6 protein-coding genes are annotated in these 20695 nt (G+C 64.8%); 5 read left to right on the forward strand and 1 reads right to left on the reverse strand.

All coding sequences use genetic code 11. From position 1 onward, the window contains the following. The first annotated feature begins 4 nt into the window (after window positions 1–4). Genes AC3A5O_RS24080 through AC3A5O_RS24090 form a run of 3 tightly spaced genes read left to right on the forward strand, consistent with a single transcriptional unit; the run spans window position 5 to window position 15694 of the window. On the forward strand, window positions 5–10210 hold the full coding sequence (locus AC3A5O_RS24080) for a non-ribosomal peptide synthetase (protein ID WP_487753825.1): 10206 nt from the start codon (window positions 5–7) through the stop codon (window positions 10208–10210). Further along, complete coding sequence (locus tag AC3A5O_RS24085; RefSeq protein ID WP_487753826.1) at window positions 10207–14043, forward strand: non-ribosomal peptide synthetase; 3837 nt, start codon at window positions 10207–10209, stop codon at window positions 14041–14043. The genes AC3A5O_RS24080 and AC3A5O_RS24085 overlap by 4 nt, the downstream gene beginning before the upstream one ends. A gap of 1 nt (window position 14044) precedes the next feature. Next, window positions 14045–15694: a cyclic peptide export ABC transporter gene (locus AC3A5O_RS24090; RefSeq protein ID WP_122565678.1), complete on the forward strand. Its 1650-nt coding sequence runs from the start codon at window positions 14045–14047 to the stop codon at window positions 15692–15694. A gap of 169 nt (window positions 15695–15863) precedes the next feature. Here the strand turns inward: AC3A5O_RS24090 and fhuF are convergent, their stop codons facing one another. Further along, the gene (gene fhuF, locus AC3A5O_RS24095; RefSeq protein WP_305467308.1) at window positions 15864–16547 is read right to left on the reverse strand and encodes a siderophore-iron reductase FhuF; all 684 of its coding nucleotides are present in this window, start codon (window positions 16545–16547) and stop codon (window positions 15864–15866) included. A gap of 199 nt (window positions 16548–16746) precedes the next feature. Between fhuF and AC3A5O_RS24100 the strand changes: the two genes are divergently transcribed. Continuing rightward, on the forward strand, window positions 16747–18450 hold the full coding sequence (locus AC3A5O_RS24100; RefSeq protein ID WP_487753827.1) for an ABC transporter ATP-binding protein/permease: 1704 nt from the start codon (window positions 16747–16749) through the stop codon (window positions 18448–18450). 326 nt (window positions 18451–18776) lie between these two features. Beyond that, on the forward strand, window positions 18777–20639 hold the full coding sequence (locus AC3A5O_RS24105) for an ATP-binding protein (protein ID WP_305467312.1): 1863 nt from the start codon (window positions 18777–18779) through the stop codon (window positions 20637–20639). Window positions 20640–20695: the final 56 nt, after the last annotated feature.

A 20695-nucleotide genomic window follows, 5' to 3' on the forward strand; every position in this document is an offset into this window, starting at 1 on the left:
AAGCATGAACAACATCGAAGACATCTACTCCCTTTCGCCGACCCAGCACGGCCTGTTGTTCCACAGCGTCTATGAACCGGATTCGCGAGTTTATTACCAGCAGTTGAGCCTGGACATGAACGGCCCGCTGCAACTGAGCGCGTTTCGCGGCGCCTGGCAGGCGCTGATGCAGCGCCACGCCGTGCTGCGCAGTGCGTTTCTCTGGGAAGAGCTGGACGATGCCTATCAGGTGGTGCAACAGGAAGTGCCATTGCCCCTGACCGAACTGGACTGGCAAGACCGCGCCGAGCCCCAGGCCGCGCTGGAACAGTTGGCACTGGAGCAGCGGGCGCAACCCCTGGAGCTCAATGACTCGCCGCTGATGCGCGTGTGCCTGGTGCGCCTGGCACCCGAACGCTGGCACCTGATCTGGACCTTCCATCACATTCTCATGGACGGTTGGAGCGTCGGCATCGCCGTCCAGGAATGGCTGGCGCTGTACTACGAGCAGGCTCATGGCCGCCCCGCCGACCTGGCGCCGACCCGTCCTTACCGGGACTACATCGCCTGGTTGGCGGAACAGGACATGGCCGCCACCGAAGGCTTCTGGCGCGAGCAATTGCAGGACGTGAGCGAGCCGACCCCGCTGCCCACCTTCGCCGTACGCCAGCCGGCACCGGCAGGGGCGCCGTTCGCCGAGCGGGAAAGTCTGCTGACGGCCAGCGAAACCGAGCAACTGGCGCATTTCGCCCGCCACAACGACCTGACCATCAACACGTTGATCCAGGGCGCCTGGGCACTGCTGCTGGGCCAGCACGCCGGGCGTGACGACGTGGTCTATGGCGTCACCGTCGCCGGGCGTCCGGAGAACCTGGCGGCGGTGGACAGCACCGTCGGGCTGTTCATCAATACCTTGCCGCTGCGCGTGCAATGGGCGGATGCGTCGACGCTGGTGGCCTGGCTGCAACACTTGCAGCAAGCCAACAGCGATCTGCGCCACCACGCCTATCTGCCGCTGGGCAAGCTCAAGTCGATGACGCGCATCGCCGCTGAACAGGCGCTGTTCGACTCGATCCTGGTGTTCGAAAACTTCCCGGTCACCGACGCGCTCAACCAGGACACCGGCGGCTTGAGTTTCAGTGCCCCGAGCAACGACCAGCAGGCCGACGGCATCACCCTCACCCAAGGCCGCAACCACTTCCCGTTGTCGCTGATCGTGGTGCCGGACAAACAACTGCACTACCTGATCAGTTACGACCGCAGTCGCTTCAGCGATGCCGAGGTCTCGGTGCTGTCGGCCCAATTGCGCGCCATCCTGCTGGCGATGACGGCGCAAGCGCAGTGCCGGGTCAGCGAGTTGGAGTGGCTGAGCCCTGAAGAACGCCAGCAACTGCTCGTGCAGGGTCGTGGCGTGCAACTGCCAGTGCCTTCTGCGTGCCTGCACCAGCGCTTCGAAGAGCAGGTGGCCGCCCACCCGGAACACCTGGCGGTCCGCGACCCTCAGGTCGCCCTGACTTACCGTGAACTGGACCAGCAAGCCAACCGCCTCAGCCAGTATTTGCGTGCCCAGGGCATCGGCCACGACAGCGTCGTGGCACTGGCCCTGGAACGCAGCGCCGAGTTCGTGATTGCCCTGCTGGCCACCCTCAAGGCTGGCGCCGCCTATCTGCCGCTGGACCTCAAACAGCCTGCCGGGCGCCTGGCCGACGTGCTGGTGGACAGCCGAGCCGCGCTGCTGATCGGTGCCGCCGCCTCGCCCTTGCTCAAAGGCCTGGCCGAGCACACGCCAACGCTGTGGCTGGCGGAACAGGCCGACGCCATCGCCTCCCAGCCAGACACTCCACCGGCCGTGGACCGCAGCCCGACTGACGCCGCCTACGTGATCTACACCTCGGGCTCCACCGGCACCCCCAAGGGGGTGGTGGTCGAGCACCAATCCATCGTCGATTACCTGACGGCGGTGCACGCGGTCCTCAACCCGCCACCGATGGCCCGCTACGGCTTGCTGTCGAGCATCGCCGCCGACCTCGGCCACACCCAACTGTTCGGCGCCCTGTGCAGCGGCGCCAGCCTGTTGCTGGTGGATGAAGACAGCGGTTTCAGCCCTCTGGCACTGGCCGAACTCTTCGACCAACACCCGGTGGATGTGCTGAAGATCACCCCAAGCCATCTGGCCGGCCTGTTGCAGGCGTTGCCCGATGCCCGCCTGCTGCCCCGCGCCCTGCTGGTCTTCGGTGGCGACGCTCTCAGCCCGGCGCTGCTGGAACAGGTCAACCGCCTGGCGCCAGGGCTCAGGGTGTTCAACCACTATGGGCCGAGCGAAGCGACAGTCGGGGCGATTGCCACCGAGTTGCCGGCGGGCTTGCGCAGCATCGCCCTCGGCCGGCCGCTGCCGAACCGCCGACTGCAAGTGGTGGATGCCAACGGCCGCCTGGTGCCCACCGGGGTATCCGGCGAACTGCTGATCAACGGCGCCCTGGCCCGGGGTTACCTGCACCGCCCGGACCTGACCGCCGAACGCTTTCACCTCGACGCCGATCAGCAACGTTGGTATCGCACCGGCGACCGTGTGCGCTGGCAAGTGGACGGCCAACTGGCGTTCCTCGGTCGGGTCGACAGCCAGGTCAAGATCCGCGGCAACCGCCTGGAGCTGGGCGAAGTCGAAGCGCAGCTCAAGCGCCTGTCGCCGCTGATCGAACAGGCACTGGTCCGTGCCGTGGAACTGGACGGCAGCCTGCGCCTGGTGGCCTACCTGGTCGCCAGCCAGTCGTTGTCCGCCACGAAACTGCGTAACGACCTTGCGGCGCGGGTCCCGGACTACATGGTGCCGGCGCACTTCATCACCCTCGACGAACTGCCCCTGACCCGTAACGGCAAGGTCGATGTGCAACGCTTGCCGCTCCCGCAAAAAACCACGGACGACAGCGCCACCCACGTTGCCCCGCGCAATGAAGTCGAAGCGCAGTTGGCGGCTATCTGGCAGGACGTCCTGAAGCTTGAACGTGTCGGCGTGCATGACAACTTCTTCGCCCTGGGCGGCGACTCGATCATCAACTTGCAGATCATCGCCCGCGCCAACCAGCAAGGGCTGAAACTCACGCCCCGCCAGCTCTTCGAAAACCGCACCATCGCTGATATCGCCCGGGTGCTCGGCGCCGATGCCAGCCATGGCGTGGCACACGAGATTACCGATGGCTATGACCTGCCACTGGCCGCCGGGCAACGAGCACGCCTGCAACAAGGGCCGTTGCACGCCACCTGGCGTTGCGTGGCGCTGACCCAGGCCATCGATAGCGAGCTGCTGACCCAGGCCATCGCCGCGTTGCAGCAACACCACCAGGCCCTGCGCCTGGCGCTCAAGGCCCTGCCGGACGGCGAGTGGCAGCAACGGGTGCTGGTCGCGGCCAAGGCCCCGGTCATCACCACCGAAAAACTGGAGACCTGCGCCCCGGCGCAACTGCAAACCTTGGCCCAGGCCGGGGTCGACGCGCTGGAACTGGACGCAGGCCAAACCCTGCACGCCAGCCTGCTGGAGGTCGGCGGCAAGTATTCCCTGCTGCTGGCCGCTCATCCGCTGTGCCTGGACGAGGCGTCCTGGTCGCTGCTGCTGACCGACCTCAATCTGGCCCTGGCGCAACTGCGTTATCAGCGGCCGGTGCGCCTGTCCTACACCGGGGGCGACTTTACCCAATGGACGCGGCACCAGCAGGCCCACGCTCAGGGTGACGCCCTGGACGACGCCTGGGAACATTGGCTGCAATATGCAGGCTTGGAACCGCTGCAACTGCCTGACAGCCAGCAGCCGGCCAGCGTGGCCGAACAAACCTTGCCAGCCACCACTTCAGGCGAACTCAAGCGCCTGGGCGAGGTGCTGCAACTGGACTGGAACAGTCTGTTGGCCGCTGCCGTGACCGAACAGTGCCGTGAACTGTGCGGCAACGGCCGGGTCGCGCTGAGCGTGCAGGATGCCCGGCCGAGCGCCGAGCGCTTGCCGGTCGATGCGCCGATTGCCGTGGCCGACCTCGACCCGGCGCGCATCATGGGGCCCTTGGCCCTGGCGGTGCCGTACTTCCTCCAGCCCGGAGGCGACAGCCTGCTGCAACGCTTGCAGGCACTGGTCGCGCAGATGCGCGCCTACCCGCAACACGGCGTCGACTATGGCGCCCTTCGTTACCTGTCGGACAATACCTACCTGCAAGAACCGCTGCGTGAGCTGCCGGCGGCCTCGGTCGCCATTCGCTGGCTGGGCAACCTCGACAGCCATCGCGAAGAACGCGGCATCCTGGCCCAGGTCGAAGCCGCAAGCCCATCGACGGCATCGACTTGCCCGCTGACCCTGGACGCCTGGTGGCAGGGCGATTGCCTGCACCTGCGCAGCCACGGTGTCCTCGCCGCCGACTGGGCGCCGCGCCTGGCCCAACGCCTGAACGACCTCGCCGGGCTCGTCACCGCAGCCGAGTTGCGTCCTGCCAGCCAGGCATTCCCGCTGTGCCACAAGCAAGCGGCGACCCTGGCCGCCGAACCGCTGGACTGGCTGAACATCGAAGACGTCTACCCGCTGTCGTCGATGCAACAGGGCATGCTCCTGCACACCTTGTTGCAGCCCCACAGCGGCATCTACCTGATGCAACAACGCTACAGCTGGGACGGAGTATTGCAACGCCCGGCGATGGAAGCCGCGTGGCAGCTGTTCCTCGAGCGCCACCCCATGATGCGGACCGCCTTCTGGTGGCAAGACGACCATGAGCCGCTGCAATGCGTGTACCGCCAGACCCATCGGGCGTTCGACTGGCAGGACCTGCGCCATCTCGACGAAGAGCAGCAGCGCCTGGCGATGGATCAGGCCCTCGAAGCACAACGCCTGCAAGGCTTCGACATGGCTTGTGCGCCGCTGACCCATCTACGGGTGTTCCAACTCGATGAGCGACGCTTCGCCGTGGTGCGCAGCTTCCACCACATCCTGACCGACGCCTGGTGCTTCGGCCTGCTGATGGAAGACCTGCTGGCGATCTACCAGGCCATCGTGCGCCAGGAGCCGGTGGCCCGTCCGCGCCTGCGCTCGTTCCGCGGCTACATGAGCTGGCTGGAACGCCATGACATGGCCGCCGCCCACGCATTCTGGCAGGCCGAAATGGCCGGTTTCAGCGAGCCAACGCCGCTGCATGTGGACAGCCCCGTGGCCCGTCCGGAGCAGGCACCGGAACAGGTCGGCGACTTCGACCAGACCCTGAGCATCGCCCAGACCCAGCGCCTGCAGCAGCTGTGCCAGCAATATCAATTGACACCCAACACCTGGATCCAGGGCGCCTGGGCGCTGTTGCTGTCGCGCTACAGCGGCAACCGCGACGTGTTGTTCGGCGTGACCGTGGCCGGTCGCCCGACTGACCTGGCCGGTGTAGAAGAAATGGTCGGCCTGTTCATCAACAGCCTGCCACTGCGCATCGATGTCGACCCAGAGGCGCCAGTGGCCGACTGGTTGCAGGCGCTGCTGTCCCACAACGCGCAATTGCGCGAACACGAAAGCGCCTCGCTGGTGGACATCCAGCGTTGCAGCCAAGTGCCGCGCGGCCAGCAGTTGTTCGACAGCCTGGTGGTGTTCGAGAACGCGCCGCTGGACATCAACAGCGTGCAACTGGACGCCTTCAGCATCGACATCTATGAAGACCGCGTGCACACCAACTTCCCGATGACGGTGGTGCTGTACCCCGGCGACCGCCTGGGCATTCGCCTGTCCTACGACAGCCAGCGCTTCAGCACTGACACCGTACAGCGCATGCTCGGGCATTTGGTGCAGTTGCTTTCGGGCATGCTGGAAACGCCCCAGGCGCCCCTGGGCAGCCTGCACATGCTGCCCGAAGCGGAACGTCGGCAGTTGCAGATCGACTGCAACCGCAGCGACGTCGACTTCCCGCTGGAGCGCGGTTATGCGGCGTTGTTCGCCGAGCAAGTACGCAGCCGCCCGCAACACCTGGCTGCCGTATGCCAGGGACAATCGCTGACCTACGCCGAACTGGACCGCCGCGCCAACGCCATCGCCCATGCGCTGCAAGCCGCCGGTGCCGGTCCGGAAACCCTGGTGGCGCTGTTCGCTGAGCGAGGCTTGGCCTTGCTGACGATGATGATCGCCACGCTCAAGGTCGGCGCGGCGTTCCAGGCCTTGGACATCCAACAGCCCCACGCCCGCCTGGCGGAGGTGCTGAACCTCGGCGAAGCGCCGCTTTTGTTGGCGTGCGAGCACGCGACCTCGGCACTGGACAATGTCCTGCCACAGATGCGCCAGCAACCCACCTGCCTGATCGCCCAGGCGCTCTGGCAAGGCCGCGAGCAGCCGCCGGTGAGCTATGCACATAACCCCGATCAACTGGCCTATGTGATCTTCACCTCGGGCTCCACCGGCACGCCAAAAGGCGTGATGGTCGAACAAAGGGGGATGCTCAACAACATGTTCGGCAAAGTCCCGAGCCTGGGCCTGGGTGAGCACGACCGCATTGCCCAGACCGCTTCGGCGGCGTTCGATATCAGCGTCTGGCAATTCCTCGCCGCGCCGCTGTTCGGCGCCACCGTGCATATTCTTCCCGATGCCCAGGCCCACGACCCAGTGGCCCTGCTCGACGCCGTTCAAGAACAGCAGTTGACGCTGCTGGAAACCGTACCGGCGCTGATTCGCGGCATGCTCCAGGAAAGCCAGGCGCACCACTCCCTGGCGAGCCTGCGCTGGCTGTTGCCCACCGGCGAGGCATTGCCGCCGGCCCTGGCCCGGGATTGGTTCGCCCGCTTCCCGGCGATCCCGTTGATGAACGCCTACGGCCCCGCCGAATGCTCGGACGACGTCGCCTTCTACCCCATCACCCAAGCCCCCGCCGACGACTGCCTGCACATGCCCATCGGCAAGCCGACCGCCAATAACCAGGTGTTCGTTCTCGACTCGGCGCTGCGCCTGGTCCCTGTCGGTGTACCCGGAGAATTGTGCATCGGCGGTGTCGGCGTGGGACGCGGTTATCTGCGCGACCCGCAACGCACCCGCGAAGCCTTTGTCCCGCATCCGTTCCAGGCCGATGCGCGCCTGTATCGCAGCGGTGATATCGGTCGGATGCGCGCCGATGGCGTGATCGAATACCTCGGCCGTCGCGACCAGCAAGTGAAGATTCGTGGCCACCGCATCGAACTGGGCGAGATCGAAAACCGCCTGATGCAGCACCCGGCGGTGGACAGCGCGGCGGTGCTGGCGCTGCCCGACGCCCGTGGCGCGTTGCAACTGCTGGCCTGGTATGTGCTCGACGAAGCGGCCGACCTGGACGGCGAGCCCGCGCAACAGGTCTTGAGCGCGTACCTGGGCGAGCAACTGGCAAGCTACATGGTCCCGGCTCGTTGGCTGAGCCTTGCGCAATTGCCGCTGAACGCCAATGGCAAGGTCGACCGTCGCGCCCTCGCCGCCCTGGGCGTGCCCCAGGACGAGACGGCGCAGGCGCAATCCATGGCACCGCGCACACCAACCGAACACGTCTTGGCCGAACTCTGGCAAGAGATTCTCGGCCTGGACAACGTGGGTGTGCACGACGACTTCTTCGCCATCGGCGGTCACTCGCTGCTGGCCACCCAGGTGTTGTCGCGGATTCGCCGACGGTTGAACGTGAACCTGCCGCTGCGCACGCTGTTCGAACGTGGCACCCTCGAACAACTGGCCCAAGCGGTCGATCAACAGCGCGACGCCCAGACCGAGGCCGACGGCGACACCGAGATCGCCCTGGCGCCGCGCAACCAGCCGTTGCCGCTGTCCTACAGCCAACAACGGTTGTGGTTCCTGGATCGCTTCGAAGGCCCTAGCGCCGCCTACAACATGACCACCACCGTCAGGCTGCGTGGCGCGCTGGACATCGCCGCGCTGCAAGGGGCCTTGCAGGCGGTGTTCGAACGCCATGAGTCCTTGCGCACCGCGTTCCACCTCCACGGCGACCAGCCTTGCCAGGTCATCAGCCCGGCGCCGATGGTCGACTTGACGCCGACCGAGCTGAGTCACCTCGACAGCGAAGCACAGGCGCAAACCCTGCAGCGCCTGATCGATGAACAGGCCGGGCGCCCGTTCGACCTGCAACAGGCGCCGATGCTGCGCGTCAACCTGCTGCGCCTGGGAAGCGACGATCATGTGCTGCAACTGGTGCTGCATCACATCGCCACCGACGCCTGGTCCATGGGTATCCTGATGCAAGAGCTGATTGTCGGTTACCAGGCGCGCACCAGTGGTTCGACACCGGTGCTGCCGGTGTTGCCGATCCAATTCGCCGACTATGCCTACTGGCAACGCAGCGAAGCGCAACAACGTCTGCTGGCAAGGTCCATCGACTACTGGCGCCGCCAGCTCGACGGCGCGCCCACGGTGATCCCGCTGCCGCTTGACCAGCCACGCCCGGCTCGCCCCGACTACCAGGGCGCGGCCCTCGAGCAACGCTTCACTGCGGTCCAGACGCAGGTGCTCAAGGCCTACGCGCAGGAACAACGGGCGACGCTGTTCATGGTCTTGCTCAATGCCTTCAACAGCCTGTTGCAGCGAGCCACCGGGGCCACCGATTTTATCGTCGGCACCGACCTGGCCAACCGCGAACATCCGGCCCTGGAACACCTCATCGGCTTCTTCGTCAACGTATTGCCGATCCGTGCCCGCCTGAACGAGGGCGAAACCTTTGACGCCCGCCTGCAACGCTTGCGCGAGGATTGCCTGTCGGCGTTCCAGCACCAGCAAGTGCCGTTCGACAAACTGGTCGAGGAGTTGCAGCCGCCGCGTACGCCAGGGGTCAACCCACTGGTCCAGGTGCTGTTCGTCATGCAGAACACGCCCAGCGGCAATGCCAGCCTGCCGGACCTTGAGGTGGAGCACTTGGTATCGCCCCAGGAGAGCAGCAAGTTCGACCTCGCCGTGTTCGTCGAAGAGGACGAGGAACAAGGCCTGAACGTACGCTGGGTGTATCGCACCAGCGTGTTGCAGGCGCAGACCATCCAGCGCCTCGAACAAGGCTTCGAGCACCTGCTGGAGCAGATCGTCTCAGCCCCGGCGCAGGCGCTGGACAACTGGTCGTGGCGCCTTGAGGGCACCGCCGCCGACGCCGCGCCACAGCCTGACTCGTCGCTCGACGAGGCCACGGCCCGCAGCGCGCGCAAGCAGTCGAAACTGAGCAAGCTCAAGCAGACTCGTGCAACCGCCGTAAGCCAGGTGGCCCACGAGCAGGTCCGTACCCGCACCCTCAACGTCGGGCAAGCCTTGCCGTTGGTGATCGAGCCGTTGCTCGGCGACCTGGACCCGGTGCACTGGGCGCTGCAAGCCAGGGAATGGATCAATGCACAGCTGCTGACCCACGGCGGCCTGCTGTTCCGGGGCTTCAACCTGCCGGATGCCGCCGCCTTCGAACAGTTCGCCCAGGCCATCGAGCCCGACCTCTACGGGACCTACGGCGACCTGCCGAAAAACACCTCGGGCAAGAACATCTACCACTCCACGCCGTACCCGGAACAGCACATGATTCTCTTCCACAACGAGAGCTCCCATCTGCCGCAGTGGCCACGCAAGCAGTGGTTCTACTGCGAAACACCGGCACCACGTGGCGGCTGCACGCCCATCGTCGATTGCCGGCAGGTGTTGGCGCGCTTGCCCGAGGACATCGTCGCTCGCTTCCAGGCCCTGGGGCTGCTTTACGTGCGGCACTTCACCGACAAGCTGGATGTGCGCTGGCAGGACTTCTTCAAGACCGAACAGCGCGAGGAAGTCGAGCGCCAATGCCTGGCGTCGGGTATGCGCTGGGAATGGCTGGGCCCCGACAACCTGCGGATCGCCCAGCACTGCCCGGCCATCGTCGCGCATCCCGAGACCGGTGAGTTGTCGTTCTTCAACCAGGTGCAACTGCACCACACCGCCTGCCTGGAGCCGGAAGTGCGCAGCAACCTGATCAGCCTGTTCGGCCCCGGGCACCTGCCCCGCAACGTCTACTACGGCGACGGCAGCGTGATCGAAGACGCGGTAATGCACGTCATTGGCGAGGCCTATGAAGACTGCGCGGTACGTTTCAGTTGGCAAAAGGGTGACATGGTAATGCTGGACAATATGTTGGTGGCCCACGCCCGCGATCCCTTCGAGGGTGAGCGCAAGATCTGTGTCGCCATGGGCCAGATGATGCGCCGCGAACAACTGACCGGCTGCCTGCCCGAAGCACCGCCGGCGCCGGTTGCGGAGGTGCAGGCATGAGCGCTTTCGAGAAACGTGAAGAAGCCTTCGCCCTCTCGCCCCAACAACGCAGTCAGTGGTTGGCAGGGTTGCCCGCGGTGCGCCTGGAACTGGAAATAAAAGGCCCGTTGGTCATGGAGCGCCTGCAGCAGCGGCTCGTCGCCCTAAGCGCATGTCACGAGGCCCTGCGCCTGCGGGTGCGGCCTGAGCCGGGCCTGCTGATGCCGTTGCAGATGGTGGAACCCACGGTCATGGCCGCGGACGCCATCAGCATTGAGGTACAAGCGGTCGGTGACGATCGGCACCGGGTGACGCTGCAACTGCCGGCGCTGAGCGCCGATCGCGGGACCTTGCTGCGCCTGGCGCAGGCTTTGGCCTCGACGGATGCGCCGATGGCGGATGACGAGGCCATGACCTATACCCAGTACAGCGCCTGGCTCTACGAATTGCAGGCCGATGAAGACGCCGAGGATGGCCGGCGCTTCTGGGCCAGCCAGGCCCTGGACGAGCCGGCCGTCAGCGAGCTGCTCTACCGCCAGGTACGCAGCGACCGCCCCGACGCCCCGGTCACCACTCGCCTGAGCGCCACGCCACAGTTGAGCATGGCCCTTGAGGCTTTTTGCCAACGTCACGACGCCTCGCCCGAGCAGGTCCTGATGGCAGCCTGGGGCGTACTGTTGCAGCGCCTGAGTACCGGCGACAACCCGGCATTGACCTTGAACTGGGTCCACGATTGCCGCGACGACTATGAAGAGCTCGCCGACTGCTGGGGATTATTCGCCAAGCCCCTGCCCCTGCGCTGGCAACCGACGGCGGACAGCCATTTTGCCCAGGCGCTGGCAAACCTGCAGGTGCTCTGCGAGCAAGCCACCGAATGGCAGGAGTACTGCGGCGTCAGCGCTGCACTGCCGGCCGACACTTTGCAGTACGGCTTCCAGTGGGGCGGGCAGTTGCCCGATCGGCTCGACACCTTGGGCAGCATGGCGTCGACGCTCACCGTGCTGGATGCACAAGCCATTCCCGCGGGCATGGAGCTGCTGCTGGTGGCCGAAACCACCGCTGGCGGCTATCGCCTGAACCTCTGTCATTTGCCAGGCCGCTACAGCGAACAAGCCGCGCGGGTCCTGCTGGAGCAGCTCCAATCGCTGCTGCTCGATGCCCTCGCCAACCCAGGCAACCCCCTGGCCGAGCTGTCCTTGCAAGCGCCGAGCTTCACCGCGACGCTGGCCGCCCTGCAGGACGACGTCCCAGTGCCGCCGTTTGCCAGCGTGCCGGCCGGTTTCGATGCCTGCGCCGCGCAGTTCCCCGAACACTTGGCCCTGCGCGACCACCACGGACCGCTGAGCTACGGCCAATTGCAGACCCGCAGTAACCAATTGGCGCATTACCTGCGCGCCCAGGGTGTGGGCTGCGAAGATCGCGTGGCGTTGTACCTGGATCGCTCCGCGCAGATGGTCCTGGCCATGCTCGCCGTGCTCAAGAGCGGCGCGGCATTCGTCCCCCTGGATGTGCATCAACCGGCGCAACGTTCCCTGGCCATCCTGCAACAGGCCCAGCCGGTCTTCGTCCTCAGTGGTTCGGCCGGCAGCGCCCCCGCTTTGCCCGGCATCGGCAGCCTCGACCTGCGTGATGAAGCGACTTGGCAGCAAGCACCTGCCACGGCAACCGACGTCGAGATCCAAGGGCAGGACGCGGCCTATGTGCTGTTCACCTCCGGCAGCACCGGCACACCCAAAGGTGTCATCGTCGAGCATCGGCAGCTCGCCAGTTATGTCGCCAGCGTGTCCCGACGCCTGACGCTGGGGCTGGGTGAGCGCAGCGCGGTGGTCACTTCCCTGGCGGCCGACCTGGGCTACACGCTGCTGTTCCCGGCGCTGCTCAGCGGCGGCGAATTGCACCTGCTGGACAAGGAAACAGCCATGGACGCCCAAGCCTGGGCAGCCTGGCAGGCGCAGTACCCGATCGACCACCTGAAGGTCGTGCCGTCGTTGCTCGACGCTTGGTTGATCCACGCCCAAAGCGCTGCCGTGTTGCCGCGCAAGCAATTGATCCTCGGCGGCGAAAGCTGCTCGCGGCGCCTGCTGCAAAGCATTCGCAGCCTCGCGCCGGCGCTCACGGTCTTCAACCATTACGGCCCGACCGAAACCACGGTGGGGGTGGTGATGCACAAAGCCGAACCAACCATGGACTATCGCCGCCTGCCCCTGAGCGACCGCCTCGACGGCATGCGCCTGTACCTGCTCGACGAGCAGCAAGCGCCGGCCGCTCCCGGGCAAAGCGCCGAGCTGTATATCGCCGGCCCCCAACTGGCCCGCGGTTACTTGGACGCACAGCAAAATACCGGGCGGTTTATCGAGCTGGCACAACGGCCAGGTGAACGTCTCTATCGCACCGGCGACATGGCCCGCTATCGCCATGACGGCAGCCTGGAGATCACCGGGCGTGCGGATCGCCAGGTAAAAATCCGCGGTTTCCGCGTGGAACTCGACGAGATCCAGGCGCAGCTGACCGGCCTTCCCGGCGTGGCCCAGGCTGCGGTGGAATGCATTCCCCGGGGCGAGCTCGGCCAGCAACTGTTCGCCTTCATGACCCTGGCGCCCGGGCATTCGACCACGGTCGCCCGGCTGCATGGCCAGGCCCAGGATTGCTTGCCGGACTACATGCTGCCCACCCTGCGGATCGTCGAGGCATTGCCGCTGATGGGCAATGGCAAGCTCGACCGCAAGACCTTGCAGCAATGGGCCGACAAAGTCCTCGACACGGTCGGCAGCGCCTTGCCGCGCACGCCTCTGGAAGCCCTGCTCGCCGAGGTCTGGGCACAGGTGCTGGGCCTGGAGCGGGTGGGCATCGACGATGACTTCTTCGAGCTGGGCGGCCACTCCCTGGCGGCGGTGACGCTTGCCAGTCGCTTGCAAACCGCGCTGTCGGCACCGGTAACAGTCAATGCGGTGTTCAACGCCCCGAGCGTCTCGGCGTTTGCAGCGTTGGTGCAGGCCGAGCTCAAGCTCTCGCCGCTGGTGCGATTGTCGGCGCCCACCGTCGATGCCGTACAAACCGCCAATCTGTTCTGCTTCCACCCCTCCACCGGCCACGTGCAGGATTACCGCACGCTGCTGGCGCCGCTTGCGGGCTGGCATCTGTGGGGCTTGCAGGCGGCGTACCTGACCGACGATAGCACGACCCTGGGCGGCGATATCGAGAGTCTCGCCGTATGCTATGTCGAGCACCTGCGCCAACAGCAACCACAGGGGCCTTATCACCTGCTGGGCTTCTCCCTCGGCGGCCTGCTCGCGATTGCCGCGGCCGCGCGCCTGGAAAGCCAGGGCGAAGAAGTAGCGTTTCTCGGTATCATCGATTCGCAATACCAGCATCAGGCGCCGGAAGACAGTGTCGAGGCGCTGCTGGAGTCGGCGTCCCAAGCGTTGACACCGGACAGCCAGGCCGTGTTGCGCCAGTTGCCGCCGCCGATCATGGCCGCGTTGCTGGAGCAACTGGGCGCCCTGCCCCCGGCGGCACGCCTGCCGGAACTGGTCCAGTGGGCACGGCAACAAGGCCTGCAACTCGATGGCGACAGTTGGGAGCACCTGCAGACGCGGCTAAACTACCAGCAGCATACGCAACATCTGCTGGCCACGTTCAAGCCCGTACGGTTGAACTGCCCGGTGCATGTCTGGTGGGCCAGCGATACCCTGGCCCAGGCTGAGTTCGCCGACCCGCATTGGGAAGACCTGAGCAGTGGGCCGTTGACCCGCGAGGTCATCTCGGCGCAACACCTGACCATCCTTGAGCAACACGCCTTGCACGAACAATTGGCGGCGCGCCTCACAGCCACTGCTACACACGGAGCGGTTTGAAATGGATCTGTTGTTACTCATGGCTAAACGCTCCTGGCGGGCACTGCTGGTGGCGACCCTCACGGGTCTGACCTGCGGCCTCGCGGCGGCCGGCCTGATCGCCAACATCAACCACAGCCTGGAGGTGTTCGATAAGCTGCGCCCGGTGGATGGCCTGCTCTTCGCCGGCCTGGTGGTGTTGGTCGCGGTGTCGCGGATCATCTCCGACATCAGCCTGCTGCGCCTGGGCCAGGCCGCGGTCAACGACATGCGCCTGCACCTGAGCGCCAAGCTGATCGACACGCCCTACGCGCAATTGCAGCGCCTGGGCAAGCATCGCCTGCTCGCGATGCTCACCGACGATACGCAGACCATCAGCCAGGCGGTAGAGTTGGTGCCGATCCTGCTGGTCAACGTCGGGATCATCACCGCATGCCTCGCTTACCTGGGCTGGCTCAGCCTGCCACTGCTGGGCCTGACGCTGCTGCTGATCGCCTTGGGCAGCCTGAGCTTCCACTGGCCGCAACGCCGGGCACTGACCTCGATCTCCCGCGCTCGCGAGCTCAAGGACCAGTTGTTCAATCAATACCGCCTGCTCACCGATGGCAGCAAGGAGCTGCAACTCAACCATCCCCGCCGACAGCACTTCTTCACCCGCCTGCTGATACCGGTGAGCCAGCAATACCGCCGCGATTTTGTACGGGGCATGAGCATCTACGCCCTGGTATTGAACTGGGGCAATGCTGTGTTCTACATGCTGATCGGTGTGGTGCTGTTCGCCGCGCCGCATTTCATCGACCTGAGCGCGAGCCTGGTCACCGGCTATATCCTGGCGATCCTCTACATGATCACGCCGTTGTCGGAGCTGATGCACGCCTTGCCGACCCTCGGCCGGGCCAGTGTGGCCCTGAACAAGATCCGCGCCCTGGAAGGCGAGATGCAAACCGCCGACGAGACCCGCGACACCATTTCGCCGACCCAGGTGCGCAGCCTGGTGTGCCGCCATGTCACCCACACCTACTACCGCGAGCGCGAGGACGGGCATTTCACCCTGGGCCCCATCGACCTCACCCTCAATGCCGGCGAAGTGGTGTTCATCACCGGCGGCAACGGCAGCGGCAAGACCACCCTGGCCTTGTTGCTGACCGGCCTGTACCGGCCGGAAAGCGGTGAGATCATGCTTGACGAGCAGGTGTCCTCGAGCAACGACAACCACCATTACCGGCAGCACTTCTCGGCGATCTTCACCGACTTCTGCCTGTTCGAGAACCTGTTCGATGGCGACGATCCGCACTTGGTGAAGCAGGCGCAGGACTACCTGGTCCACCTGCAACTGGACCATAAGGTGCAAATCGAGGAAGGCAAGCTGACCACGCTGGCGCTGTCCACCGGGCAACGCAAGCGCCTGGCGCTGCTCAGTGCCTATCTGGATGATCGTCCCTGCTACCTGTTCGATGAATGGGCCGCCGACCAGGACCCGGTGTTCAAGCACTTTTTCTACACTCGGATCCTGCCGGACCTGCGCGAGCGCGGCAAATTGCTGATCGTCATCTCCCATGACGATGCCTACTTCGGCCTGGCCGACCGGTTGATCCGCATCGAACAGGGCAAGCTCAGCGAAGTCGCCCCGCAGGCTGATGCGATGCCCGTGGCTGAAATGCTGTCCACTTGAGAATACGCCCATAATGCCAGGGCAACCCCAGCCCCATTGTGGGAGCGAGCTTGCTCGCGATAGCGTCGACACATTCAGCATTGATGCAAGCTGAGCCACAGCTATCGCGAGCAAGCTCGCTCCCACGGGGACTGGCTGTTGCCAGAAAAGGCCCTACCCGCGCCCAAGCCTACTCATAGATGTAATGCAGATAGCTCACCTGCTCCGCCACCGGCAGGCGGTGCAGCTTGGGGCAGGATTCGCAGAGCACCGGCGGTTGACCTTCGACCGGCTCGTGCAGTTGATAATGCAGGCAGCAATGCCGACGCAAAGGCAAGCAGGGGCAAATCTGCGGCGCCGGTGACTCGACCATGCGTTGCAGGCCCCGCAGCTTCAAGCGGCCGTTGTTCACGGTGACCGGCTCCAGCCACTGGTGCGCCTCGGCGAAGCCGTCCCTGGACAGGTCCGGGTCCATCCTGGCGAAGGCACCGTCCCAAATGGCGACGAAATTGCCCCACAGTATTTTCGGGGCCAGGCCACCGGCGGCGGCCAATGTGCCGAACAGGGGCGCCAAGTGCTCGTGGACCAGCCGCGACCAATAGGCCCCGCGGTCATCCGCATCCAAGGCCGACAGCCCGGCGGCCAGGCCCAACGCCGACGGTTGGCCGTCGTCGTGCAACAGCAGCGCGTCCTCGCCCCAGAACTCGATGGCGCAATGACGCGTCAACACGCAGGCCAGGGTGGCCGGCAGGACAATACTCATGTAGTTCATCGACCACTGCGACACCACGGCGGCGCGGTTCACCCCCGGGTAACGCAGGGCGAATCGGGCCAGCAAGGGTTGCAGCGCGGCAGGATCGGCAAGCTGGCTCAACGCGATGGAAGGCTGGTCGCCAAGTGCCTGCCGGATGACCCGCTGTATCGGCGGCCAGGCCTGGTTAAGCCATTCTGGAAATTCGATAACGGGGCTCCCGTGGCTTTCCCTAATTAATGCAAACGATTAGCATTGGCTGATCCTATCCTCCCTCCCCTGCAAACTCAACGTCGTTAGCGACCAGGCTCACCAAGACCCCATGCACACACTTCGCAATTTCTGGCGTCTCGCGCGGCCCTTCTGGGCTTCCGAAGAAAAGTACCCGGCCTTGTTGCTGCTGTTGGCCACCGTGCTGATGACCCTGTGCCTGGTCGGTGTCAACATCCTCACCAATTTCTGGAACCTGCACTTCTATAACGCCTTGCAGGCCTTGGACTACCACGGTTTCCTGATCGGCAGCCTGCAGTTCATCCTGCTGCAGATCGGCACGGCCGCCTTTACCGTGGGTGCGTTTCACTTCCAGCAAAAGCTGACCATCCGTTGGCGGCGCTGGGCGACCCGCAACATGCTCGATCAGTGGCTGGACAGCCAGCGCTACCAGAAGCTGAAACTGACCGAAACCGACGTCGACAATCCTGATCAGCGGATCGCCGAGGACATCGACCTGTTTATCGTCAAGTCGCTGAAGTTGAGCCTGGGCCTGTTGACGTCAGTGGTGTCGCTGTTTTCCTTCCTGCATATCCTCTGGCAGGCCTCCAGCCTCGTCAGCGTGCCGTTCAACGAGGAGTCGATCGTCATTCCTGGGCTGCTGGTGTGGGTCGCCCTGGTGTATGCGCTCCTGGGCACCGGCCTGGCCTTCTGGCTGGGACGAGCACTGCCCAGCCTCAATTTCATGCAACAGCGGCGTGAAGCGGATTTTCGTTTCTCGCTTATCCGTCTGCGGGAGAACGCTGACTCAGTGGCTCAATACCGCGGCGAAGTCGTGGAGAACGAACGCTTCAACCATCGGCTCGACGCAGCGCTGGAGAACTTCTGGGCGCTGGTGAAAAAACAGAAGTTGATCATGGGTTACTCGACCTTCTATTTGCGCAGCGCAACGGTCATCCCGATGTTCATCATGGCGCCACAGTTTTTTGCCGGCGCCTTTCCCCTCGGCCGCCTGACACAGATAAGCGCGGCCTTCGGCGAAGTGCACGCGGCCATCGCCTACCTGGTGAGCGTGTTTCCGGAACTGTCGGAATGGAAGTCGGTGATCGACCGTTTGGTTGGTTTCCAGGAGCGCCTGGACAATGTCGAGGTCACGTCCCAGGTCCGCCACCAGCAGCAGGCCCACGGCCTTGACATCAAGGACCTGGACATCTGGCTGCCCAACGGCCGGCCGTTGTTCAAAGGCTTCAACCTCTCACTCAAGCCCGGTGACAGCCTGATGATCAGCGCGCCATCCGGCTACGGCAAGTCGACGCTGATCCGCACGATTACCGGGCTTTGGCATCACTCGCGCGGTTCGAGCAGCTATGACCGTGAGCACGCCCTGACACTGTCGCAAAAACCCTACCTGCCGCTGGGCAGCCTGCGCGAAGCGCTCTGGTACCCCAACCCAGCCCGTCCCGAAGAGGATGCCGCGCTGCGCCAGGTGATGGAGCAAGTCGGCCTGCAACACCTGGCCAATCAGTTGGAGCAGGAGCGGGACTGGGCGCAGACCCTCAGCGTCGGCGAACAGCAACGCTGTGCGTTCGTCAGGGCCTTGCTGGCCCGGCCCACGGTGCTGTTCCTCGATGAGAGCAGCTCGGCGCTGGATGCGGCAAACGAAGCGCGCTGCTATCAGCTGCTCAGGCAAACGCTGCCGGACACGATCCTGATCAGCGTCGGCCACAGCGCCTCCCTGGAGCACTTCCACTGGCAAGTCCTTGAGCTGAAGGACGAGGCGCAGTGGGTGCAGCGCAAGGTCAAGCAAGCGGTGTGAGCCCCGATAACGCAAACACTGAATAACCTGTGGCGAGGGAGTTGTGGGAGCAAGGCTTGCCCGCGATGAATGCGACGCGGTCCTCCTGAAGTCGCGTCGCGGGCATCGCGGGCAAGCCTTGCTCCCACAAAATCCCCTCGCCACAAAAGTCTCCCGTGCTCCCATCAATCGGGGCGCCATTCGTTCATTGGCATACAGAGTTTGTGGTCTATAGTTCCTGACAGATCCCAGGATCTTTCGCTCGAGCCCTCAGGAGCTACACCCCCTCGAGCCGTACCGTGTCGGATGCCCACCAGCCTTCGGTCGAACCATGCAGGGAGCACACCATGCCGATCCAGCGGCCTGAGACATTGAGGTTGGCCCCTGGCACTGCTCATTGTGCAGAGGCCGATGGCGCCACCGAAGCCGGCGTGCTTCGGCGCGCCTTCGGCCAGGCCAAGGAAGCCTACATCCTGTTCCCGCTGCTGGCCGCTCTGCTGTTGCTGGCCATCTGGAGCGCTACCCTCTACCTGATCAAGGTCGAACACCTTCGCGCGCAGCAGAGCGCCGCGAGGGCCAGCCTGGAAATGGGCGCCACCTACGAAGCGCAAATGTTGCGTGCCATCCATGAAATCGATCAGACCCTTAAGCTGGTCAAATACACCTACGAGACCGAGGGCGAACCCAATCCCCTGCGCCGGCTCCAGGAGCGGGCCTTGTTGCCGCCGGCCTTGGTGTTTGACGTCAGTGTGGTCAATCCGGACGGCCGGCTCGTGGCGAGTACGCGGGTCAACGACCGGGAGAACATCGCTGACCTGGATGAGCAGCAAACGCTGCGGCGCAGCGACTCGTTGTCCATCAGTCACCCGTGGAAGAGCCCGGTCACCGGAGAATGGCGCTTGCGCTTCAGCCGACGACTCGACGCTGTGGATGGCAGGCTTTCCGGGATCGCCAGGGTCGAGGTCGATGCGGCCTATTTCGTCAGCAGCTACGACGCCTCGAAACTCGGCGAACAGGGGGCGCTCGGACTGCTGGGCACGGACGGCCTCTTCCGCGTACGGCGCACCGGAGAAACGGTACTGGCCGGCGATACGGTCGAGTACACGGCCGTGGTGCCGGACGCTGAAAACACCGCGGCGGTGCTCTCGGTCAATGCATGGGATGGTGTGCGGCGCTACACCAGTGCCCGCCAGCTCTACGACTTTCCACTGGCGGTGATCGTCGGGTTGTCCGAGGAGGAGCAACTGGCCGCGGTGAACCAGCAAGCGCGTACCTACCTCTGGCGCGCCGCGGGCGGCAGCCTGCTGCTGGTGTTGCTGGTGGGCGTGCTCGCCCGGATGAGCTGGCAACTGGCGCAAAGCCGTTTGCGCGCCGCCGAAGCCCAGGCCCAACTGGCCGCCGCCGCTCGCCAGGCCGGCATGGCCGAAATCGCCACCAACGTCCTGCACAACGTGGGCAATGTGCTTAACAGCGTGAATATCTCCGCCGACCTGGTCACCCGCAAACTGCGCACCAGCAAGGCCTTGGGGCTCGGCAAGGCGGTGCAAATGATGAACGAGCACGCCGATGACCTCGGCGACTTCATCGCCCACGACGAGAAAGGCAAGCTGCTGCCCGGCTACCTGAACCAGCTGGTGGACGCGCTTGCGGTCGAGCAACAGAGCATGACCGAAGAACTCGGCCAACTGAGCAAAAGCGTCGATCACATCAAGGAAATCGTCGCCGCCCAGCAATCTTACGCAGGCCCATCCAGCCTTGCCGAAACCGTGCAGGTCAAGGAATTGATCGAGGATGCCCTACGCATGAACGCTGGCATCATCGCGGCGCATCGGATCACCGTGGTGCGGGACCTGGCCGAAACGCCCTTGCTGCAACTGGACAAGCACCGGGTGCTGCTGATCCTGATCAACCTGATAAAAAACGCCAGCAGGGCGATGGGTGATCGGCCGGAGCTTACCCCCCAGATCATCCTTCAGAGCGAGATCCCCCAAGCAGACACCCTGGTTATCAAGGTCATCGACAACGGCGAAGGCATAGCGCCCGAGAACCTGACGCGGATCTTTGCCCACGGCTTTACCACGCGCAAGGACGGCCATGGTTTTGGCCTGCACAGCTGCGTCCTGGCGGCCATGGAGATGGGCGGCTCGCTGGAGGCCCACAGCGACGGCCCGGGAACGGGCGCGACCTTTACGCTCAAACTGGCAATCTAGAGTGCGTGGTAAACGCGCAGCTTCAGCCAACGTTACAAGGAACAGACGAATGGCGA

The organism is Pseudomonas sp. Soil_N_39, assembly GCF_057655955.1.